The following is a 20,663-nucleotide window of genomic DNA, read 5'->3' as shown; positions in this document are numbered from 1 at the left end:
TTGATGGTACGGAATCACCCGACATTTACTGGTTTCACTGTCAGCCGAACGGCACACCGGAGCGGATGACAGATATCGAAGGCGAACTGCGCTGGGAAGGGCAGAACAGCGTCTGGGGAAAACTGCTGCGGGAGATGCCTCATAAGGCGGCGGATTATCCACAAAACCTGCGGATGCAGGGCCAGTACCTTGACCGTGAAACGGGGCTGCACTATAACCTGTTCAGGTACTACGATCCGGAGTGTGGACGGTTTACGCAGCCTGACCCGATAGGGCTGGCGGGGGGGATAAACCTCTATCAATATGGGCCAAATCCTCTCAATTGGATAGATCCGTTAGGTCTTAAATGCTGGTCTTCTGCAAGAAAAGATTTTTGGATACGTGAGGCCAGAACCAATCCTCATAGATATTCACGGAATAACCTTGAACGTATGATTGAAGGTAAGGCACCAAGAATGAAAGTTGAAGTCTTTAACTACAAAACAGGGAAACTTGAAGTTAAAGATGTATCAATGGAAATTCACCATAGGAGCTTGCCACAAAGAGGAGTTTCACCAAAAGCCAATGAGCAATGGAACCTAGAAAAAACTACTCCATGGGGACATGTGACAATGGACCCAAACAGACACACAGGTTATAAATTAGAACGTATTATATTAGGACCTAACTCATGGTAACAACAAACAATCTAAGAGAATTTATTAAAACAAACGATTATATCTCTTTATTGAATGAGGTAATCGAACGTATGAATATAAATGTGAGTAAAGATGAACCATCTAGCCAGATGTTTAATATTCATGCAGATTGTGTAAATAAATCCGGCATTAATTTAGATGTATTAAATGAGCTATGTTACTCAGAAAAAGAGCATCTTGTAGCATTCACAAAATTAAAATTTGCAGAAATAGAAGACGACGAAGATGATTATAATGATGATGGCGATAAGTCTGAAACATTAGAGATATTACCATTTCCAAAAACATTTTTAATTGGATATATCATCGAATTTTATTTCTTAAAAAATAATCCATCTGCTCTTGCTGACTATTTGAAAAAATTAAGAATTCCAAATTCCATAAAGTACGCAAAAGAATTAAAATCAATATATAATCGTCTTTAATGCATTATTAGCTGAGAAAATTACTTACTGATTCTCTCGGCTATACTGTGAAACAGGACTGCATTATAACCTGTTCAGGTACTACGATCCGGAAAGCGGAAGGTTTACGCAGCAAGACCCGATAGGGCTAAGAGGCGGTTTAAACCTTTATCAGTATGCGCCGAATCCGCTATCGTGGATCGATCCGTTAGGGCTGACATGTGGAAAGGCTGACGGGAACATTGAGCCAAAAGATGTTCTTCATATGCAAAGTTCTATAAAAAATCAAACCGGGGATTATACTTTTTTTCGGTAATGCAGATGCTTTACTTAAAGGTACTTTGAAACCTTCCGATTTACCGCCAATTAGAATATGGAAAGATGATTTGGGTAAAATATGGACTCTGGATCATCGTAGGTTAGCTGCATTTAAATTGGCGGGGCTTGATAATGTTCCATTTAAATGGGCTTCACCTAGTGAAATTGCTAATCAGATGTGGAAAATGACAACAAAAACAGATGGTAAGTCAATCATTCTCAAACTGGGTGATAGGGTAAAGAAAATATTGGAGTGATGTTTTATGAATACTAAAGAAATAAAGACTAGAGAAGATTTAGTTGAATTTATTGAGTTTTTGTCATCAAATGCCAAGAATAATCTAAGTGAATGGGAAAATAAAGATTTACCTTCATATCTCGAATCAATGGCATCCTGGATAGAAGACATGGATGGATATTATTTAAATCAAAAATTACCTGTTCCCGATAATGTTAACTGGACATTTATTGCTGATGTTTTAATGGCTGCAAAAGTTTATGAGTAATATTATACCGGGAGGTTTATATCTCCCGGTTTTTTAATGCTCGTTCAGCCCATTAAATCACAGCGTCCTTAATCCCCTTCACCGCCTGCTGCACCTGATAAAGCTGCTCACGCAATTCCTGCACCTCGTCGCAGTCGGCGATCAGCACGATGCACCCTTCTGAAATCCTCACCGTCACGCCACGCCCGGTGTCAAATCCCGCCTAAGCCAGTTGCCTCTAAGGTGGATACCGGGGATATGGAAGTAATGGGTCGGGACTTTGGTTTTGCGGTTGGTGTGGTAGATGCCGACAGCGCCGACTTTTACCCGGCGCTGGGTTTTGGAAATGGTGACTGCTGGCTTCGAATCGCGTTCAGCCATGATTAACTCCTGCGTAGTTAATTGTGGTGAGCGGCGTTGGTGTGTTCGAGCACATCAGCGCCGCGCTAAACGTTAGGTCTTAAATGTATAACAAACAAGGTAGATGGTGATGCCCGAGAAGCAAGACTTTTAAAACGATTACAGAATATGTATGGGGCAGAAAATGTTCTAAGTCAGCGACATTTACGCAATGCTCAAGGAAAAATCGTTGGTCTTGTTGATGATGCTATTGCGTTAGGCAAAATAAAAGGCTCCCGAATTCTTGATTTTGTAGTTAAGACAAAGGATGGCTGGAAAGGAATTGAGGTCACGAGTAAAACAGCTTCGAAAGTAGCCCAATCTGCAAAAGAAGAGATAATTCGAGCTGCCGGAGGTGGTTTCGTTCGTCATCCAGTGACAAAAGAGTTGATAGAACTTTCTGATGACATCTCTCGAATAATACGCCTTGATTAACAGGAATAAATATGATGGACTTGTTAAGGTTTAATTACACAACTTTGTTGAAAAGAAGCAAAAATTTATCTTGTCGTGAACAAATAACAAAAATAACGATAGTGTTAATGACGTTTCTCAAGGAAAATGGGTTGGTTATGGTTGAACCATTTAAAGATGACGGTAGCTTAAAAGAAGATCTTATCTTATATAGTTCTGATCTTTCTGATGTCGGTAACTTGTTATTTAAAGAATACTATCCAGAATGGTCGTCATATATAGATCGTGGCGGAGATGTAAATAATACAAAAATATTGAATGATGGTTTAAATATATTGAAAAATAGATAAATAAAAAATCCGGGGTATATATTTTCCCGGCTTATTTTTTATTTACCCGCCGCTGTTCAGCCCACTAAACAACTGCCTCCTTAACCCCCTTCACCACCTGCCGCAGCTGATAAAGCTGCTCGCGCAGCTCCTGCACCTCGTCGCAGTCGGCGATCAGCACGATGCACCCCTTCGAAATCCGCACCATCACGCCGCGCCCGTTGTCAAAACCCGCCTCAGCCAGTTGCCTTTAAGGTGGATACTGGGGATATGGGCGTTATATGTCGGGACTGTGGTTTTACGGTTGGTGTGGCAGATGCTGACAGCGCCAACTATATGGTTCATGTTTTCTAGTTAACCTTTTGTTTTAAAAGTAAAATAATTCTTGCACAAATAGACGGATTTATCAGGGTATGGCGGTAGCGTATGAACTATGACGTGGTGGTATCGGATTTATATGAACTAACCCGGTAGTATGATGTTCAAGTAGGGCTGATTGCGTCAGCTGAGCCGATAGGGCTGGCCGGGGGAATGAACCTCTATCAGTATGCGCGAAATGTGCTGGGATGGATGGATCCGCTGGGGCAGATGAAGTGTTCAACGTCGCCGACAAGGAGAAAAATTAACCGAACGGTGTACAGATTTGAAGCACCTGACAGAATGAGCACAATGTGGACACCCCATAAATGAAATATTAAAGCTTCGCATAGATATACAGATGAAGGTTTGGGGGGTATCTATGATGCAAACTCACGTAAAACCGCACTTTCTGAAGTAACCCATTGGGATCTTGATCTATCAAACAGGGTATTAATTAGCAAAAAGGTACAATTAAATAAGTATCAGATCTGACTCGTCCGCGTGTGAGAGATAAATTGCGTGTTTCTTTAAGTGATATTATAGGTAATAATAACATTATCGCTCATCAAATCGGAGGTTAGGCTAAGAAACAATGACATGATGGCATATATGCTCCCTCAGCAAGAAATTCAACTAGTTCTAACTTAATATCATTCGGAGGGTTTTAGATATGTCTTCTTTCGAACACCATTACGCTGGTGATAAAAAGTGGAAAAGTTATTCTGATTTTTATGCTGAAGATTATTTAGATGATAATGCCCGCTTACTTTCTGAAAGATTGGATGGCCATTTGGATTTGGCTATAATTATTTATGGCAAAAGAGGGATGAAAGAGGCCTTATGGTGGATAGAACAAGATCTTCCAGCATTAGAAGGGATAAAGCCAGTTGATTGCATTAAAGATCCTGAACGCCTAAAGCGTCTTCGAGAATGTGTGATGAGAATGTCATAAATATTTTAATTAAGTAATGGTCAGAAAAAAATGATATACGTACCTGGAAAAAGAGGATGTTCTGCTTTTGAGTTGCCTCTTGTGGCGGAGACTCATTTATTGGACCGGGATTATGGCCTCAGGGAATGGCATAATCGAAAAAATTTATTTGAGATATGGCTTCTGGTAAAAATTTTGCCAGGACTGTTTTGCCCCTCTGCCAGAACGCAAATTGTGGTAAGAGAAATGCCTCCATTTTTATTACTTCCGGGACATTTCCGTAAGTCAGAGAAGGCCTGGCACCGACTCTGCATTTGATCATTTAAACGACACCCTTTAATAAATGTGGTGGCACCAGGCCACCACATTGCCTTCTGCTCCTTAGAAATTACTGGCCGAGCGTAATGCCCCTGACTCTGGCGTCACCCGAAGTGGAGAACGAACGATAAGGGAGGGAAGTGCAAGTTCGATATCATGCTCTGCGAGAGTTTCGATGATACGAATATTAATCTCTTGCTGAATGTCCATATATTTGTTGTAGTCAGCGGTATTGACGATATGGACGACTTCATACGTTAAGCGATCTTTATTAAAGTCGAGCAGATGTGCACGGTCGAATTTTGTCTCGCCCACTTCGGTAACGATCTTTTTAACCAGATCGCCAATAATCCGCAGCTTCTCTGGCGGCGTAGTGATGGAGACACCAAACGTAAAGACGATACGGCGCGTCTGCATACGTTTGTAGTTATGGATGGTCTGCTGTAACAACTGGGCGTTGGCGCAAACGATCTGCTCCCCGCTGAGGCTTCGAATACGGGTGGTTTTTAAGCCGATATGCTCAATAGTACCCGCCACATCACTGAAGACCACAAAGTCGCCGGGTTCGAACGGCTTATCGAATCCAATTGAGAGTGAGGCAAACACATCGCTCAGCACTGTCTGAACAGCAAGCGCGATAGCAATACCACCCACACCAAGGCTGGCAACCAGCGCAGTAATATCGACGCCCGCATTTGCCAGCACGGAAAGTAACATAATCGCCCAGACAAACGTCCGTAATATCATCCCCAGAATGACGAGCGTAACGGGGTTTTTATTGGTTCCGGGAGAATAAAGAAGGTGCCGCATCCACGACTGCACGCCCTGATCGAGCCAGATGGCCATTTGTATGGCGAACACCACAAACCAGGCATGCGAAACGGTGGAAAATAAGCGCTCCGGTAAGGGGACGAAACGCAGGCTGAAAAGAAATGCCGCAAATAGCATGAGCAACTTACTGGTCTTTTTCAGCATATCAAATGCAACTGAACCCAGCCGTTCCACCCTGGCATTATTCTTACCTGCACGATGAATGGTTTTATAGAGTAGATCGAGTAATCGAGTCGTTACCCAGTAGGTAACGAGGGTGATAAAAAATACGATCGCCAGATTTACCCAGAATGTGGGCGACATTAATACCGAAACCATGTTCAGCTGTAACAGATAAGCCATTCTACCTCCTTAATGCGTTATACAGTGCTTCAGTATAGACGCCAGAATTCGTCAGACAGGCTTAGAACGGTTTATCAGGAAAACGCCACGGCGGCAGGGGCGAGCGCGGTGCCATATTCACAGGTAGCGGGTGCTGGATGAGATGTCTTATCAGGCAGCGGTGAAAAACGAGAATCACAACCACATGATTAAAAGTGTTTTTTTGCAATCGCCACCGGAAAAAGAGGCCACCGGGATCGCAACTATGTGCTTAAGAGAGCCCCCAGGCGACGATTTTCTGTATGCTGGCAGGAGAGGTTAACGATTCACGCTTACAACAAAGGATGGATTTCTGGTATGAAGACAGCCGTTGTATTTCGACATGTACCTTTCGAAGATCTGGATTCACTGAGCGAAACCCTGCTGGCTAAAGGGTATCGCTGGCGCTGCATTGATACCCCTGTTCAGTCTCTTGCCTCGTTTGATGCGCTCAAGGACGATCTTTTGATTGTGCTGGGCGGGCCAGTGGGGGTTTACGAGCAGCATCTGTATCCCTTCCTTGAGACAGAACTGCGCATTATCCGTGAAAGACTCTTAGCCGGGAAACCGGTGCTGGGGATCTGCCTGGGGGCCCAGATGATGGCAACAGCGATGGGTGCACGGGTGGCGTCAATGGGGCTTAAAGAGATAGGTTATGGTCCCGTGACGGTTAGCGCTCAGGCGCCAGCGTACTTTGCCGCCCTTGATAACCTCCCCGTACTGCACTGGCACGGCGACAGGTTCGAACTGCCGCAGGATGCCATTTTACTTGCCAGCAGCGACCAGTGTGATAATCAGGCCTTCCGTATTGGCACCTATGCGCTCGCTTTCCAGTTCCACCTTGAAGTTACCGCCGCAGCGCTTGAGAGCTGGTTGGTTGGTCACGCCTGCGAACTTCACCAGGCTGGTATTGACCCTCGCACGCTGCGTGAAGATGCCACGCGCTACAGCGCAAGCCTCTCCAGCGCGGCGCGGCAGGTGGTGGGCCACTGGCTGGATGAACTGCCTGTCACCTGAGATCACCCCGCTGCCTGACGTTTCTCCAGGCGGCGGTATAACGTGCTGCGCGATACCCCCAGTTTTTTTGCCGCCAGGCTCATATTGCCCAGCGCTTCCTCAATGGCCATCTCTTCCACCGGTTTTCGGGCTACGCCTGTCGGCACGCCCGCAAAAGCCGGTTCTCCGGGTAAATCCGCCAGCGTAATTTCAGTGCCATCATCTGCCAGCGCCATCAGCACGCGTAGCTGGCTTAACAATTGCCGGACGTTTCCCGGCCAACGCCGGCGGGCAAGCGCCGACACAACCTCATCACTCAGACGCAAACGGCGAGACTCTGCCCCCTGTTGCTGCCACAATAAGCGAATAAAGGAGGCGATATGGGGCCACTCCCGCAGGGGGGGAATACGGTAGTGGAACTCCTGAATGCGGTAGAGCAAATCTTCACGAAAGGCACCCGCCTGCACTCTGGACGCCAGGTCCTGATGGGTCGCGGACACCAGTGCAAAGTTCACCTCACAGGCGGTGTTTGACCCAAGCGGTGTCACCTTTTTCTCCTGCAACACGCGCAGCAACCGGGTCTGCAGAGCGGGGGGCATATCGCCAATTTCATCGAGGAACAAAATACCGCCGTCAGCCTCACGACATTTGCCGATGTACCCTTTGGGATTGGCTCCGGTGAATGCACCCGGCACATAGCCGAACAGTTCGGATTCAATCAGATTTTCCGGCAGGGCGGCGCAGTTGATGGCGACAAAATTGCCGTTGCACCAGCGGCTTTTAGCGTGAAGTTCTCTGGCAAGATGCTCTTTGCCACAGCCGGTTTCTCCGGTCACGCACAAAGCTATCCCGGCGTTAAGGATCCGTAGCGCCTTCTCTTTTTCAGGCGATACGCTGGCTGCAGGGCGTGCGACCCCGCGCCCGCTGTAACGGCGCTCTGGGGCGGTCTGGCGCACGAAATAGCGTTGACGATTGGCGGCATCAAGCGTGCGCTGCCCGGTGTGCAATCTGGCATCCGGGAAGAGGGCAGAGAGAGGCGTTGTACCAAAGTGTCGCGCCGTCAGAGAGAAGGCATCCATCGCCAGCTTGTTGGCACCCTGCAGCGTTTCATCCTCAAAGATAAGCAGCAATTCATGTGCCGTGGAAAGAACGCTGGCATCCTGATGCAGACTCAGCAGCCAGCGGTTAGCGCCAGCCGCGCTGGTGGTCCAGGCATGTTCAATTTCACAAACCGCACGGCGGATGAAGGCGGTGGCGTCGTGGCGGGGAAGCCGTGCCGGCGTAGAGATATCGAGAACCCCAGCTATCTGCCCGTCCGGGCGAAACACCGGCGAGGCGGAGCAGAACAGACCGGCGTTACGGCTGAGGTAGTGTTCCCCGCCTGATACTTCACAATGGCGTTGCAGCGCCAGGGCGGTGCCGATGGCGTTAGTGCCCCGCGCATGCTCCCCCCAGAGGTTGCCAGGGGCGAGGGCGTAGCGTTCGGCCTGGTGTAAGAAATCCGTATTCCCCTGCGTTTCCAGCACCAGCCCTGCCGCGTCGGACATCACCAGAATCGATGGATGGCGGACCAGATCGCTACGTAAACGGGTCAGTAGCGGCGCCACCAGCTGGCTAATCCAGGTATTTTCCGCTCGCGCATCGTTAAGCTGTGAACTCGCCACCCACGGCTGAGCGTCATCATCACGGGTCAGGCCATAGTTCAGGCTGCGCTGCCAGGAGTCTTCCAGCTGGCAGGGTAATCCGGCGTCAGGCTGGAGAAGCGTCGACGAGAGTGGGGATTGCGGCATGACTCACTCCATAAACAAAGATGTTACAAATGTGTAGCATAATGGTGTCCCGCATGTAGCGACGAACGACACACTTCAGAAAGAGAATCTGATTCGTGAGCTTTAGTCAGCACTGTTCCCAGAATGCCTGTGGAGCGTAATGTATTGTTCTACAGGTATTTTAAAAAAATACTCCTCATTTTATCCCCCCCTGGCATAAGAACTGCTTATTCCCTCCTGACGTACCCTGTATCGCCTAACCTGTACCCATAATAATGAGAGGAACATCTAATGAAATACGTTCATCCTGGCCTCGCTGGCGCGAAAGTCTCCTTTAAAAATCGTTATGGCAATTTTATCGGCGGGAAGTTTGTCGATCCGGTAGAGGGGCGCTGGTTCTCAAACACTTCCCCGGTTACCGGGCAGGTTATCGCTGAGTTTCCACGGTCAGGTGCAGAAGATATCGAAAAAGCACTGGACGCAGCCCACGCTGCGGCCGACGCCTGGGGAAAAACCAGCGCCCAGGAGCGTGGCAATGTGCTGCTGGCCATCGCCGATCGCATTGAGCAAAACCTTGAACTGCTGGCGCTCACCGAAACCTGGGATAATGGCAAACCTGTCCGTGAAACCCTGAATGCGGACCTGCCGCTGGCGGTAGATCATTTCCGTTACTTTGCCGGGTGTATCCGGGCGCAGGAGGGGACGGCGGCGGAAATTGACAGCACCACGGTGGCATATCATATCTATGAACCGCTCGGTGTAGTCGGTCAGATCATCCCCTGGAATTTCCCTTTACTGATGGCAGCCTGGAAACTCGCCCCGGCGCTGGCTGCGGGTAACTGCGTGGTACTCAAACCCGCAGAGCAGACCCCACTCGGCATCTGTGTGCTGATGGAATTGATCGGTGACCTGCTACCTAAAGGGGTGTTGAACGTGGTGCATGGCTTTGGTACTGAAGCTGGTGAACCCCTGGCGCGGAGTAAACGCATCGAAAAAATTGCCTTTACCGGTTCAACATCTATCGGACGACACATCCTCTCCTGTGCGGCGGAAAACATCATTCCGAGTACCGTTGAACTTGGCGGCAAATCGCCGAACATCTACTTTGAAGATGTGCTGAACGGCGACGAAGGATACATTGATAAAGCGATTGAAGGCGTTGTGCTTGGTTTCTTCAACCAGGGGGAAGTCTGCACCTGCCCGTCCCGAGTGCTGGTGCAGGAGTCTATCTATCCACAGTTTGTTGAAAAGGTGCTGGCGCGAATGGAGAACATCCGCAAGGGCGACCCCTTTGACACCGAAACCATGATAGGTGCGCAAGCTTCCCGCGAACAGTACGACAAAATCCTCTCCTATATTGATATTGCCCGTGAAGAGGGCGGCGAAATCATTACCGGGGGAGCGCACGTCACCCACGGTGAAGAACTGGGTAATGGGTTTTATATCCAGCCGACCCTGATTAAGGGCCACAACCAGATGCGCTGTTTCCAGGAAGAGATCTTCGGGCCGGTTATCGGGATAACCACCTTTAAGGACGAAGCTGAAGCCCTTAAGCTTGCCAATGATACTGAGTACGGTCTTGGAGCGGGTGTCTGGACGCTGGACATCAACCGTGCATGGCGCATGGGGCGCGGCATCAAGGCGGGTCGCGTCTGGACTAACTGTTACCATCTTTACCCTGCACATGCGGCGTTTGGTGGCTATAAAAATTCCGGCGTAGGGCGTGAAACCCACAAAATGGCGCTCAGCCAGTATCAACAGATTAAAAATCTGCTGGTCAGTTATAGTGGTTCAGCAATGGGCTTCTATTGATTATTCTTATCCCTGCCAGCTAATTTTAAAAACGGAGCATAAAAGTTCCGTTTTTTTATTCCCGTAATAAACCGTGAAATATCAGGCGATAACCCTCTGTTTGCGTTTCGCTTGTTTCTGCTGCTTCGCTTTGACTATTTTGACAGAGCGCCTAAGGTTAATTCTTGTACGCGATCGATATCAGTTTTTCGTATCGGTTATTTAATAACATGAACGGGAGTTATATCATGGCAGAACATAGAGGCGGTTCCGGTAATTTCGCAGAAGACCGTGAAAAAGCATCAGATGCAGGTAAGAAAGGCGGTCAGCATAGCGGCGGGAATTTTAAAAATGATCCGCAACGTGCCTCCGAAGCGGGCAAAAAAGGCGGGCAAAGCAGCAACCGCAGTGGAGACAAAAAATAAGTCTCCGCTTGACCCAAATGCGAAATATTCACGGGTAATGGTTTTTGGTTAACGTGATTAATTAGGCTGCTGTTAATTTTATGAGACATTACCGGTGACAGTAAGCGTTTCATAAAATAAAGAGCAGTACCCTTATTAAACTATTTCAGGAGGTTCTGTTATGACGACTGAAAAAGACGATCCACGTAATTCACCGGAGTCCGGCGATAAAAAACCAGCCCCGGATAAAAAATAGGCTCAGGCCTGTTTAAGCCTTGAAAAAGCTGCCGATACCGCACGGTGTCAGCAGCTTTTTCTCATGTTTACCGCACCCCTGAATGTTTCTCCTTTCTTGCAGCGTAAAACACCTTTCTTTCTTCTGATACTGCCCGCGTACGCCATAAAATCCTCTGCCTGCGCCTCTGCTGGTAGCAGTTGCACATCAAATTACACTTAAGGGCTAATTAAATGCGTTACGGTGCCGATTAACAGTGTACCTAACGGAAATATGCCTCCCTCTTACGTAGCGTGCAGTATCCGTGGAAGTAAACGTATCGCCCCCGCTCACACTGTGCAGAGTCTCTTGTTAAGGTGAGAGGGGGAAATTTTGACCTGAGTATCAGAACAGAGATTGTAAAAATGCCTAAAAGTATCCTCATTGTTGATGACAGTCGTTTATCACGGATGATTTCCCGTCAGTATGTGCTGAGTTTGCACAAGGATCGGGACATTGCAGAGGCTGCAACGGGCGAACAGGCAATTGAAATGGCAGCAGAGAAAAGGCCCTGGCTCATTTTGCTTGATGTCAATATGCCAGGCATGGGTGGGCTCGCCGCCGCTGCGGTATTACGTCAGACCCATCCGCAAACACACATTGTGCTCCTGACGGCGAACGTACAGCACTCGGTGCAGGCGCAGGCCGAAGAGCTGGGGCTGGGCTTTTTGTCCAAACCGATTAAAGAAGCCGATATCCACGCTATGCTCAATGGCCTGGAGTCCAGCGTATGATGGATAAAATGAGCATGAGTGAGCTCGAAGCCGACAGCCTGATGGAGATCTTCAACATCGGCGTGGGCCACGCTGCGGCGGCAATGAGCAGCATCGTCAATGAAGAAGTGCGTATGTCTGTCCCGTCAATTCGCATTACGACGCGCTCTGAAGCGGCAGAAGAGCTGGGGGCCGGGCTTTCCCTCTGCGGCATCAGCCAGCAGTACAAGGGCGCTTACGCGACCGAAGCGATTTTGATGTTCCCTGAGCGCGCGAGTTTTGAAATTGTCCGCATGATGGTGGGCGATCTTATCCCGGCGGATGAGCTCGGTGAGATGGAACGCGAAGCGATGAGCGAGATTGGCAACATCGTGCTCAATGCCTGCGTCGGTACGCTGGCGAATATGTTCCAGAAGGAGCTGGAGGGATCGCTGCCGGTATTTCGGGTAGGTAGCAGTGAGCAGATCCTGAATCCGAATCACGACGAAGCGGACCCGTCAGTGCTGATGCTGCGTATCGATTTTTCTCTCGAGCGCCAGCAAATCGAAGGATATCTCGCTTTCATACTCGATATGTCTGCGCTGCGCGATTTGCGCGAACAAATCAGGCTCTACATCCTGCGCCTGGAGTCCGGTATGGTCCCTGACGGATTATAATAACGATGAAAGACAAGCTGTTACTGGATGCATTTTCCGCCCTGAGCCTTGGGGTGATAGTTGTGGATGCGAACTACCGCATTACGCTGTGGAACGCTTGGTTAGAAACACACACAGGACGCACCGCGAAAGAGACGCTCGGCGAAGATTTTTTTAAGATATTCCCGGATTTACGCAACCACCGCGTAGGCGTGGCGCTGAAACAGGCGCTCAGTCATAATCTGCCGGCACTGTTATCGCAGTCGTTGCATCGCTCGCCGTTTCCGTTATTTGCGGATCCGACGCAGCCTGGTCAGCGCCTGAGCCAGGCGGTGACTATCGTGCCGCTCGGTGACAGCGAACGTTATGGACTGATACAAATTGTCGACGTCAGCATCGCGGTCCGGCGTGAATCCCTGCTGCGTGAGCAGGCCCACGTCTTATTATCCCAGTCCTTATCGGACGGACTGACAGGCGTGGGGAATCGCCGTTATTTCGATGTCTGTATCGACAAGGAGTGGCGGGCCAGTAAGCGGAATAATAAATCGCTTTCGCTGCTGCTTATCGATGTCGACCATTTCAAACGCTACAACGATCGTTATGGCCATCAGCAGGGCGATCTTTGTTTAAAGCAGGTTGCTGCGGCGATGCGCAACGCACTGCCGCGTCAGAGCGATTTGCTGTTCCGCTACGGCGGCGAGGAATTCTGTGCGCTGTTACCGGAGATGCGCTCTGCGGATGCGGTAGAAGTCGCGGAGAAGTTGCGCGCCAGCGTGCAAAATCTGGCGCTTCCTCATGCTAATGCTCCGGCAGGGATTGTCAGCGTCAGCATCGGCGTTGCCAGCCATAATCAGCGCAGCCAAAAGGAGTATGGTCAGCTGATTCAGGCTGCGGATGATGCACTCTATGAAGCTAAACATGCGGGTCGAAACATAGTGCGGGCAAGCGTAGCAGCCTGGCCGGATAATCTCGCGTCCCAGGGGGCGGCAAGTCAGGATTAACACCGTTTTCGATTCGGCCCCGGTAACGCCGGGGCCGAACCGCGTTAAGCCATTCTGCATGATGCCCGGCGAGCAGGGTGACCCTTCGCCGGAACAGAGGAGTTATTGCAGGTCGAAACGGTCGAGATTCATCACTTTATTCCATGCCGCCACGAAATCGGTGACAAATTTCTGTCTGGCATCGTCACTGGCGTAAACTTCGGCCAGCGCTCGCAGGATGGCGTTCGAGCCAAACACCAGGTCAGCACGGGTCGCCGTGTATTTCAGCTCCCCGCTTTTGCGATCGCGCCCTTGAAACAGCCCGGCTTTCTCATCGACAGGTTTCCATACGGTGCGCATATCCAGCAAATTAACGAAGAAATCATTGCTGAGGACACCGACGCGATCGGTAAAGACACCGTGCTGACTACCGTCGAAATTGGTGCCGAGTACCCGCATGCCACCAATGAGTACGGTCATCTCCGGCGCGGTTAGCGTCAGTTGTTGCGCTTTATCAATCAGCAGCGTTTCGGTGGTTATCTCGTCGCGTTCGCGGCGATAGTTACGGAACCCGTCGGCCAGCGGCTCCAGAAGGTTGAACGACGCCACGTCCGTTTGATCCTGACGTGCATCGACGCGCCCTGGGGTAAAGGGCACGGTCACATGCACACCGGCTGCCGCTGCCGCCTGTTCAATGCCGACCACGCCCGCCAGCACGATGATATCCGCCAGCGATGCTTTCCCGGATGCCTGCTGAATAGCCTGTAGAGCAGGCAGGGCTTTCAATGCCACGGCGTTCACCGGCCAGCTATTTTGCGGGGCAAGCTGCAGACGCGCGCCGTTGGCACCGCCGCGTTTATCCCCGCCACGGAAGGTCGAGGCAGAGGCCCAGGCAACCGCGATCAGCTCGCTGACCGGAAGGCCAGTCGCAGCAATGGCAACCTTCAGATCGGCAATGTCTGCGTCTGTCGGGTTGTGGGTCGCGTGCGGCAGAGGATCCTGCCAGATCAGATCTTCACTTGGCACTTCAGGGCCAATGTAGCGCGCTTTGGGACCCATATCGCGGTGGGTCAGCTTAAACCAGGCACGGGCGAAGGCTTCATTAAAGGCCTGGGGATCGTTAAGGAAACGACGCGAAATCTTCTCGAAATCCGGATCAAAACGCAGCGTCAGGTCAGTCACCAACATAGTGGGTTTGCGTTTTTTCTCTGGGTTAAACGGGTCCGGAATGCTGTCCGGCGCGTCTTTCGCTTCAAACTGAATGGCACCTGCCGGGCTGCGGGTCTGAACCCACTCGTATTTAAACAGGTTCTCGAAGAAGGCGTTGCTCCACTGGGTCGGCGTCTGCGTCCAGACCACTTCCAGGCCGGAGGTGATGGCATCAGCACCAGCACCGCTTGCGTAACTGCTGGCCCAGCCAAGGCCCTGTGCTTCAAGGGGCGCGCCTTCGGGCTCAACGCCCACATGGTCGGCTGAGGCAGCCCCGTGTGTTTTACCCAGCGTGTGACCCCCGGCAATCAGGGCGACAATCTCTTCATCGTCCATGCCCATGTTTCCAAACGTGGCGCGAATGGCAGCACCAGCGGAAACAGGTTCGCCGCTGGCGTTGGGGCCTTCAGGGTTAACGTAAATCAGCCCCATTTCTGTTGCACCGATGGCGGCCTGGGCAAGGCTTTCGGGATGACGATGTTCAAGCCAGGATTTTTCATTCCCCCAGTTCACGTCCAGGTCCGGTTCCCACACGTCTTCACGGCCTGCGCCAAATCCGAAGGTGCGAAAGCCCGCGTTCTCCAGCGCCACATTTCCCGCCAGCATCAGCAGGTCGGCCCAGGAAATTTTTTGCCCGTGTTTCTTTTTCACCGGCCATAACAGGCGGCGCGCTTTGTCGAGACTGACGTTATCAGGCCAGGAGTTGAGAGGGGCAAATCGTTGTTGACCACGACCGGAACCACCACGGCCATCGACGGTGCGATAGGTGCCCGCACTGTGCCAGGCCATGCGAATGAACAGGCCAATATAACTGCCCCAGTCCGCTGGCCACCAGTCCTGAGAGTCGGTGAGCACTTTTTTGATATCGGCTTTCAGTTCGCTGTAATCGAGTTTTTTGAATTCTTCGCGATAGTTAAAGGTTTCATCGAGGGGGCTGGAACGTCGGGAGTGTTGATTCAGCAGGTCCACGCGCAGCTGTTCAGGCCACCAGTCGTGGTTCGTGGTGACGCTACTTTTTTTCGGTGAGGATGAACGGCCCTCATGAAAAGGACATTTTGCCGCCGGGGATGTTTCTTCTGACATGCTCATACGTGCTCCATTTGCTGTTAATGACGCTACGATATCTCACGGCTTATATTTAAAGATATTTGAATGAATCTACGGATTTGATAGCTAAAGCCTTATAAGTAAGTCGTTTCATTCGGGCTGAATGGTGCCCGACAGTTAAGCCTGTCATCAGCGCCCCATCATTGACAGTGCCGCCAGGGTTGAAGTGCTGGGCTCACCCGGAGCAGCATTCTTTTCGCGACTGGCGGTGATAACAACCCCTGCACACAAGACGACGGCGGAGGAGAAGCGAGCAAAATGTATAGTTTTGTGCTCTCTTGCTGACACTGCGTTGACAAACATTTGCCTGGTCAGTAATTTCAATTGTAATTATTGACCAGGCAAATAACATAAACGACATGGCGGACACTGCTAACCCAAAACTTCACCTCGGCCTGCTGATCCATCTGGCGAACCAGTTCAAGGACCAGCTTATCAGCCATTTTTTTGCTGACACGGACATCACCGCAGCGCAGTTCAAGGTGCTTATCAGTATCTACAAAGGCTTCAACAGCCCCCTTGAAGTCAGCAAAAATTTGCTGATGGATGCCGGGGCGATGAGCCGGATGCTGGAACGCATGGTAAAGCGCTCCCTGATCGTGAGAAATCCGAATCCGGAAGACAAACGCCAGGTGATCCTGGCGCTGACCGATAAAGGCCAGACTATCTGCGATCGTTTTCAGAATGAGGCGCTTAGCGCCATTCTGAGCTCGCTCACCACGCGTCTGACCCCTGAAGAATCACGCCAGCTGGCACAGCTTCTGATTAAAATGCTGCCGGACGAGGCAACGAAACCCCATCGCTAAGCTGTTCTGAAAAAAGGTTTAACTAGAATGCAAACTTCATCTGCACCGTCTTCAGCACAACCCGAACGCGCGCCCGGCAAGCGCAAGCGCAACTTTTTGATTTTACTCATCATAGTGGTGCTGATAGCAGCGGGGTGCCTGGCCTGGTATCTGCTCTACGCCCGCTTTTACGAAACAACGGATGACGCTTACGTCAATGCCAACCTGGTCACCCTGACGCCACAAATCGCCGGCACCGTCACCCAGGTGGCGGTGGAGGAGGGCGATTACGTTACCAAAGGTCAGCCACTGGTACTGCTTGATCCCAGCGATACGCAGATTGCCCTCCAGCAGGCGGAGGCCAATCTCGCCAGTACCGTGCGTCAGGTCCGTGGCCTTTACAGCACCGCAGACAACTACCGCGCCCAGGTGGCTGCAAAACAGGTCACGCTACAAACTGCGCAAAGCGATTACGCCCGTCGGCAGAAAATTTTTGCCGCAGGCGCCGTCTCTGCCGAAGATCTGGCTCACTATCGCGACGCCGTATCCAGCGCGCAAAGTGATTTGGCGGCAGCCAGACAGGCGTTAACCACCAATCTGGCGATGGTCGATGACACCGTTATTGACAGCCACCCTGAGATCAAAAGTGCGGTAGCGACCCTGCGCCAGCGCTTTCTCGATAATGCGCGCAGCACTATTGTGGCCCCCGTTAGTGGTTATGTCGCCAGGCGCGCGGTGCAACTGGGAATGCGGGTGGAGTCCGGCACCACGCTGATGTCGGTCGTGCCACTGGATCAGGTCTGGGTGGATGCCAACTTTAAAGAGAGCCAGCTCAGTGCGATGCGTCTGGGTCAGAAGGTGACCCTGAGCGCCGATCTGTATGGCGACAAAGTAGAATATCAGGGCACTATCGAAAGCTTAGGTATCGGGACCGGAAGCGCGTTCTCGCTGTTACCGGCGCAAAATGCCAGCGGCAACTGGATTAAAATCGTTCAACGCCTGCCGGTGCGTATTACCCTCGACCCGCATGACATGGAGAAACACCCTTTACGTGTCGGGCTGTCCATGTTTGCGCGCGTGGATATTCGTGACGCCGACGGGCACCTTCTGCCACAACAGACCGTTGCTGCACCGCGCTTTACGACGGATGTGTACCAGAATGCGCTGGATAAAGCCGACCAGGTGGTGGCCAAAATTCTTCATGACAACCGTCAGGCCGCTGCGACGAGCAGCCGCTAAGTGAGGCGTTATGCAAGATAAGGCAGCGTTTACGCCACCCAGCCTGTTGCTCGCCACCGTTGCGCTGTCGCTGGCAACCTTTATGCAGGTGCTGGATACCACCATTGCCAACGTGGCCCTGCCGACCATTGCCGGAAACCTCGGCGTGAGTTCGGATCAGGGCACCTGGGTTATCACCTCATTTGCGGTCTGTAATGCCATTGCCCTGCCGCTGACCGGGTGGTTTACCCGGCGCTTCGGACAACTGAAGCTGTTTATCGGATCGGTCTCGCTATTCACCCTGACCTCGTTCCTGTGCGGCTTTGCCCACAGCATGACCGAACTGATTATCTTCCGTGCGTTGCAGGGCTTTTTTGCCGGACCCATGTTCCCCATGTGCCAGACGTTACTGCTGGTGATTTTCCCGACCACCAAACGCAGTATGGCGCTGGCGCTACTGTCGATGGTAACGGTGGTGGCACCGATTGTCGGGCCGATCACCGGCGGCTGGATAACCGATAATTACTCCTGGCCGTGGATCTTCTATATCAACGTGCCAATTGGGATCTTTGCGGCCATCGTGGTCTGGACGCAGTTGCGCGGGCGTGAAGAGACTACCGTCAGCGCGCCTGTCGATTACATCGGCATTGCACTGCTGGTGCTCGGGGTGGGGCTGTTGCAGGTGGTACTCGACAAAGGCAACGATCTGGACTGGTTCTCTTCAACGGAAATCATTGTGATGTCGGTAATATCAGCCATTGCACTGGTCTCCTTTGTGATATGGGAACTGGGCGAGCGCCATCCGATTGTGAATCTGCGACTGTTTAAAGATCGTAACTTTGCTATTGGCACCACCACGCTGATGCTTGGCTATGCGGCGTTCTTTGCCATTAACATCATTCTGCCGCAGTGGCTGCAAACCCAGATGGGTTATACCGCTATCTGGGCCGGGCTTGCGGCGGCACCGATGGGCTTTTTACCGCTGTTACTTACGCCCATTGTGGGGCGCTATGCCACTCGGGTGGATCTGCGTATTCTGGCCTCGCTCTCGTTCCTTACGATGGGGGCGTCCTGCCTGCTCCGTGCACAGTTCAATACCAGCGTTGATTTTCGCACCATCGCCGAAGTGCAGATGTTTATGGGCATTGGTGTGGCGCTGTTCTTTATGCCGATAACCACCATCGTTCTGTCGAATCTGCACGGGAATGAAGTAGCCGAGGGCTCCGGGCTTGCGACCTTCTTCCGCGTGCTGGGCGGCTCGTTTGCCTCATCGCTGACGACCTGGCTGTGGTCGAGGCGCGAAATTTATCATCATGCGAATCTGACCGAGAGCGTGTCGGTGTATCATCCGCCCGCCGTGGATTATCTGAACAGGATGGGAGGTGTGACGCAGCAACATCTGGCGGCAGTGGATAAAACTATCGAGCAACAGGCTTATATGATGTCCACCATCGACTATTTCTGGCTGCTGGGCTGGGGTTTTATGGCGCTGGTGGTGATTATCTGGTTTGCGAAACCGCCGTTTGTCCACTCAGGACCGCCGGGAGGCGCCCCCTCCGCGGCACATTAAAGGTTGGTTAAAGGACTTTGCACCGGCACCGGGCACGACAAGCCCGGGCCGTTTTTTACATGAATGGGACAGGTTTATGGCTCCGGTTTTATCAGCACGTGACGGCAGTTTGTTGCAACATCGTTCGTTTGTGGCGTTCTGGCTGGCACGTACCAGTTCAAGCTTTGGCTTTCAGATGCTCTCGATAATCGTGGGCTGGCAAATTTACTCCCAGACCCATAGCGCTTTCTGGCTGGGGATGATAGGCCTGGTGCAGTTCCTGCCCTCGTTCATGCTGGCACTCCCCGCCGGGCACATTGCCGACCAGTTTGACCGCCGCCGGGTCGTAATGTGCGGGCAGGTGTGTGAATGGATCGCCATCGCGTTTCTGGCATGGCTTACCTGGCAGGGGGATGCCAGCGTCGGGGTAATATTACTGCTTATCTTTATTATCTCCTGCGCCAGGACCATCGAGTCTCCGGCGATGATCTCCATGCTGCCCGCGCTGGTGCCTGCTTCGATTTTACCGCGTGCGACGGCAGCGAATGCCGTTTCAGGCCAGGCCGCACAGATTGTTGGCCCGGCGCTGGGCGGCTTTCTTTACGCCGCCGGTGCGGATGTGGTGTACACCGTCACCGCTGGCTTATATCTGGTCTCACTGCTGCTGGTACTGACCCTGCGCTATGAACAGAAGCTGCCGCCGCGCACGCCGCCAACCCTGACCTCACTGTTTGCAGGCGTTGATTTTATTCGTAAACGCCCGGACGTGCTCGGGGTGATTTCGCTGGATCTCTTTGCCGTACTGCTTGGCGGTGCCACCGCGTTGCTGCCGATATTTGCCCATGACGTGCTGCATACCGGGCCCTTCGGACTGGGACTGCTGCGCAGTGCCCCGGCAGTTGGCGCGCTCCTGGTTGGTTTCTGGCTGAGTCACCGGGCGCTCAGACGCAACGTGGGGATCATTATGTTCATGAGCGTGGCGGGCTTTGGCGTGGCAACCCTTGTTTTTGCCCTCTCAAGCTGGATGTGGCTCTCGTTGTTGGCACTCTTTGCGCTGGGAGGCTGTGACATGGTGAGTATGGTTATCCGTGGCTCCCTGGTGCAGCTCGATACCCCGGACGAGATGCGCGGGCGTGTTAATGCGGTGAACGCTATCTTTATCAATACCTCAAACCAACTGGGCGAGTTTGAGTCCGGAATGCTCGCCGCCTGGCTGGGGGCCGTACCCGCCGCCGCCATTGGCGGTATTGGCACGCTTATCGTGGTCGCACTGTGGATGAAATGGTTCCCCGGTCTGCGTCATCGCCAGCGCCTGGAGAGTTAAGGTGCCTGCATGCTGCTATCCTCAGTAAGGATAATTTTATCCTTCACGTCGTAAGGCTATCC

The 20,663-nt window shown here is 51.6% G+C and carries 20 protein-coding genes and 3 pseudogenes; 18 read left to right on the top strand and 5 right to left on the bottom strand.

The window, feature by feature from the left end:
- From KXR87_RS14490 to KXR87_RS14470, 5 genes and pseudogenes are all read left to right on the top strand, one after another.
- Positions 1-677 (top strand): RHS repeat domain-containing protein (locus KXR87_RS14490; RefSeq protein ID WP_437432939.1); only part of this gene is annotated, 677 nt, incomplete at its 5' end.
- Positions 671-1,123: a hypothetical protein gene (locus tag KXR87_RS14485; protein ID WP_437432938.1), complete on the top strand. Its 453-nt coding sequence runs from the start codon at positions 671-673 to the stop codon at positions 1,121-1,123. The genes KXR87_RS14490 and KXR87_RS14485, both read left to right, overlap by 7 nt.
- 49 nt (positions 1,124-1,172) lie before the next feature.
- Positions 1,173-1,325, top strand: a pseudogene (locus KXR87_RS14480) (RHS repeat-associated core domain-containing protein); the annotation flags it as partial.
- Between the two features lie 118 nt (positions 1,326-1,443).
- The gene (locus KXR87_RS14475; protein WP_437432937.1) at positions 1,444-1,677 is read left to right on the top strand and encodes a ParB/Srx family N-terminal domain-containing protein; all 234 of its coding nucleotides are present in this window, start codon (positions 1,444-1,446) and stop codon (positions 1,675-1,677) included.
- A 6-nt stretch (positions 1,678-1,683) separates the two neighbouring features.
- On the top strand, positions 1,684-1,926 hold the full coding sequence (locus KXR87_RS14470) for a DUF7660 family protein (protein ID WP_437432936.1): 243 nt from the start codon (positions 1,684-1,686) through the stop codon (positions 1,924-1,926).
- Between the two features lie 52 nt (positions 1,927-1,978).
- Here the strand turns inward: KXR87_RS14470 and KXR87_RS14465 are convergent.
- Positions 1,979-2,286: pseudogene (locus KXR87_RS14465) on the bottom strand (SymE family type I addiction module toxin).
- Between the two features lie 147 nt (positions 2,287-2,433).
- Between KXR87_RS14465 and KXR87_RS14460 the strand changes: the two are divergent.
- Together KXR87_RS14460 and KXR87_RS14455 are read left to right on the top strand one after the other, a co-directional pair.
- Positions 2,434-2,739, top strand: a complete 306-nt coding sequence (locus KXR87_RS14460; protein ID WP_437432935.1) for a hypothetical protein — start codon at positions 2,434-2,436, stop codon at positions 2,737-2,739.
- Between the two features lie 11 nt (positions 2,740-2,750).
- Complete coding sequence (locus tag KXR87_RS14455; RefSeq protein ID WP_437432934.1) at positions 2,751-3,068, top strand: hypothetical protein; 318 nt, start codon at positions 2,751-2,753, stop codon at positions 3,066-3,068.
- Positions 3,069-3,132: 64 nt separating this feature from the next.
- Here KXR87_RS14455 and KXR87_RS14450 read toward each other — a convergent pair.
- A pseudogene (locus tag KXR87_RS14450) lies at positions 3,133-3,392 on the bottom strand (SymE family type I addiction module toxin).
- A 685-nt stretch (positions 3,393-4,077) separates the two neighbouring features.
- On the opposite strand from KXR87_RS14450, the gene KXR87_RS14445 reads away from it, so the two are divergent.
- Complete coding sequence (locus tag KXR87_RS14445; RefSeq protein WP_437432933.1) at positions 4,078-4,359, top strand: hypothetical protein; 282 nt, start codon at positions 4,078-4,080, stop codon at positions 4,357-4,359.
- 360 nt (positions 4,360-4,719) lie between these two features.
- Here KXR87_RS14445 and KXR87_RS14440 read toward each other — a convergent pair whose 3' ends face one another.
- The gene (locus tag KXR87_RS14440) at positions 4,720-5,829 is read right to left on the bottom strand and encodes a mechanosensitive ion channel family protein (RefSeq protein WP_437432932.1); all 1,110 of its coding nucleotides are present in this window, start codon (positions 5,827-5,829) and stop codon (positions 4,720-4,722) included.
- A 336-nt stretch (positions 5,830-6,165) separates the two neighbouring features.
- Between KXR87_RS14440 and KXR87_RS14435 the strand changes: the two genes are divergently transcribed.
- Entirely contained in the window at positions 6,166-6,864 is a 699-nt protein-coding gene (locus KXR87_RS14435) for a glutamine amidotransferase (RefSeq protein ID WP_437432931.1), read from the top strand.
- A gap of 2 nt (positions 6,865-6,866) precedes the next feature.
- On the opposite strand, the gene KXR87_RS14430 is transcribed toward KXR87_RS14435, so the two are convergent.
- The gene (locus KXR87_RS14430) at positions 6,867-8,633 is read right to left on the bottom strand and encodes a sigma-54-dependent Fis family transcriptional regulator (RefSeq protein ID WP_437432930.1); all 1,767 of its coding nucleotides are present in this window, start codon (positions 8,631-8,633) and stop codon (positions 6,867-6,869) included.
- A 270-nt stretch (positions 8,634-8,903) separates the two neighbouring features.
- On the opposite strand from KXR87_RS14430, the gene exaC reads away from it, so the two are divergent.
- From exaC to KXR87_RS14405, 5 genes are all read left to right on the top strand, one after another.
- A complete protein-coding gene (gene exaC / locus KXR87_RS14425) occupies positions 8,904-10,424 on the top strand; it encodes an acetaldehyde dehydrogenase ExaC (RefSeq protein ID WP_437432929.1) in 1,521 nt (506 codons plus the stop codon).
- Between the two features lie 227 nt (positions 10,425-10,651).
- On the top strand, positions 10,652-10,828 hold the full coding sequence (locus KXR87_RS14420; protein ID WP_437432944.1) for a general stress protein: 177 nt from the start codon (positions 10,652-10,654) through the stop codon (positions 10,826-10,828).
- 618 nt (positions 10,829-11,446) lie between these two features.
- Entirely contained in the window at positions 11,447-11,815 is a 369-nt protein-coding gene (locus tag KXR87_RS14415; protein WP_437432928.1) for a response regulator, read from the top strand.
- Positions 11,812-12,450, top strand: a complete 639-nt coding sequence (locus KXR87_RS14410) for a chemotaxis protein CheC (protein WP_437432927.1) — start codon at positions 11,812-11,814, stop codon at positions 12,448-12,450. The genes KXR87_RS14415 and KXR87_RS14410 overlap by 4 nt, the downstream gene beginning before the upstream one ends.
- 5 nt (positions 12,451-12,455) lie before the next feature.
- Positions 12,456-13,430, top strand: coding sequence for a diguanylate cyclase (locus KXR87_RS14405; RefSeq protein WP_437432926.1), 975 nt, complete (start codon positions 12,456-12,458; stop codon positions 13,428-13,430).
- A gap of 102 nt (positions 13,431-13,532) precedes the next feature.
- On the opposite strand, the gene katG is transcribed toward KXR87_RS14405, so the two are convergent.
- The gene (katG, locus tag KXR87_RS14400; protein ID WP_437432925.1) at positions 13,533-15,707 is read right to left on the bottom strand and encodes a catalase/peroxidase HPI; all 2,175 of its coding nucleotides are present in this window, start codon (positions 15,705-15,707) and stop codon (positions 13,533-13,535) included.
- 377 nt (positions 15,708-16,084) lie between these two features.
- Here katG and KXR87_RS14395 point away from each other — a divergent pair, with 377 nt between their 5' ends.
- From KXR87_RS14395 to KXR87_RS14380, 4 genes are all read left to right on the top strand, one after another.
- Positions 16,085-16,531 (top strand): MarR family transcriptional regulator, encoded by a 447-nt coding sequence (locus tag KXR87_RS14395; protein ID WP_437432924.1) that lies wholly within the window; start codon positions 16,085-16,087, stop codon positions 16,529-16,531.
- 27 nt (positions 16,532-16,558) lie between these two features.
- Positions 16,559-17,749 (top strand): efflux RND transporter periplasmic adaptor subunit, encoded by a 1,191-nt coding sequence (locus KXR87_RS14390; RefSeq protein WP_437432923.1) that lies wholly within the window; start codon positions 16,559-16,561, stop codon positions 17,747-17,749.
- Between the two features lie 10 nt (positions 17,750-17,759).
- Complete coding sequence (locus KXR87_RS14385) at positions 17,760-19,298, top strand: DHA2 family efflux MFS transporter permease subunit (RefSeq protein ID WP_437432922.1); 1,539 nt, start codon at positions 17,760-17,762, stop codon at positions 19,296-19,298.
- Between the two features lie 76 nt (positions 19,299-19,374).
- Positions 19,375-20,601: an MFS transporter gene (locus tag KXR87_RS14380; RefSeq protein WP_437432921.1), complete on the top strand. Its 1,227-nt coding sequence runs from the start codon at positions 19,375-19,377 to the stop codon at positions 20,599-20,601.
- Positions 20,602-20,663 lie beyond the last annotated feature (62 nt).

Origin of the sequence: Yokenella regensburgei (genome assembly GCF_051486985.1) — a bacterium.
Classification (GTDB): Bacteria; Pseudomonadota; Gammaproteobacteria; order Enterobacterales; family Enterobacteriaceae; genus CBFFRJ01.
This window is presented reverse-complemented; position numbering and strand designations above follow the sequence as displayed.

What these genes read in the sequence shown, in the direction of transcription:
- KXR87_RS14485 (WP_437432938.1), top strand. Translation starts at nt 671, where the DNA reads ATGGTAACAACAAACAATCTAAGAGAATTTATTAAAACAAACGATTAT.
- KXR87_RS14470 (WP_437432936.1), top strand. Translation starts at nt 1,684, where the DNA reads ATGAATACTAAAGAAATAAAGACTAGAGAAGATTTAGTTGAATTTATT.
- KXR87_RS14460 (WP_437432935.1), top strand. Translation starts at nt 2,434, where the DNA reads ATGTATGGGGCAGAAAATGTTCTAAGTCAGCGACATTTACGCAATGCT.
- KXR87_RS14455 (WP_437432934.1), top strand. Translation starts at nt 2,751, where the DNA reads ATGATGGACTTGTTAAGGTTTAATTACACAACTTTGTTGAAAAGAAGC.
- KXR87_RS14445 (WP_437432933.1), top strand. Translation starts at nt 4,078, where the DNA reads ATGTCTTCTTTCGAACACCATTACGCTGGTGATAAAAAGTGGAAAAGT.
- KXR87_RS14440 (WP_437432932.1), bottom strand. Translation starts at nt 5,829, where the DNA reads ATGGCTTATCTGTTACAGCTGAACATGGTTTCGGTATTAATGTCGCCC.
- KXR87_RS14435 (WP_437432931.1), top strand. Translation starts at nt 6,166, where the DNA reads ATGAAGACAGCCGTTGTATTTCGACATGTACCTTTCGAAGATCTGGAT.
- KXR87_RS14430 (WP_437432930.1), bottom strand. Translation starts at nt 8,633, where the DNA reads ATGCCGCAATCCCCACTCTCGTCGACGCTTCTCCAGCCTGACGCCGGA.
- exaC (WP_437432929.1), top strand. Translation starts at nt 8,904, where the DNA reads ATGAAATACGTTCATCCTGGCCTCGCTGGCGCGAAAGTCTCCTTTAAA.
- KXR87_RS14420 (WP_437432944.1), top strand. Translation starts at nt 10,652, where the DNA reads ATGGCAGAACATAGAGGCGGTTCCGGTAATTTCGCAGAAGACCGTGAA.
- KXR87_RS14415 (WP_437432928.1), top strand. Translation starts at nt 11,447, where the DNA reads ATGCCTAAAAGTATCCTCATTGTTGATGACAGTCGTTTATCACGGATG.
- KXR87_RS14410 (WP_437432927.1), top strand. Translation starts at nt 11,812, where the DNA reads ATGATGGATAAAATGAGCATGAGTGAGCTCGAAGCCGACAGCCTGATG.
- KXR87_RS14405 (WP_437432926.1), top strand. Translation starts at nt 12,456, where the DNA reads ATGAAAGACAAGCTGTTACTGGATGCATTTTCCGCCCTGAGCCTTGGG.
- katG (WP_437432925.1), bottom strand. Translation starts at nt 15,707, where the DNA reads ATGAGCATGTCAGAAGAAACATCCCCGGCGGCAAAATGTCCTTTTCAT.
- KXR87_RS14395 (WP_437432924.1), top strand. Translation starts at nt 16,085, where the DNA reads ATGGCGGACACTGCTAACCCAAAACTTCACCTCGGCCTGCTGATCCAT.
- KXR87_RS14390 (WP_437432923.1), top strand. Translation starts at nt 16,559, where the DNA reads ATGCAAACTTCATCTGCACCGTCTTCAGCACAACCCGAACGCGCGCCC.
- KXR87_RS14385 (WP_437432922.1), top strand. Translation starts at nt 17,760, where the DNA reads ATGCAAGATAAGGCAGCGTTTACGCCACCCAGCCTGTTGCTCGCCACC.
- KXR87_RS14380 (WP_437432921.1), top strand. Translation starts at nt 19,375, where the DNA reads ATGGCTCCGGTTTTATCAGCACGTGACGGCAGTTTGTTGCAACATCGT.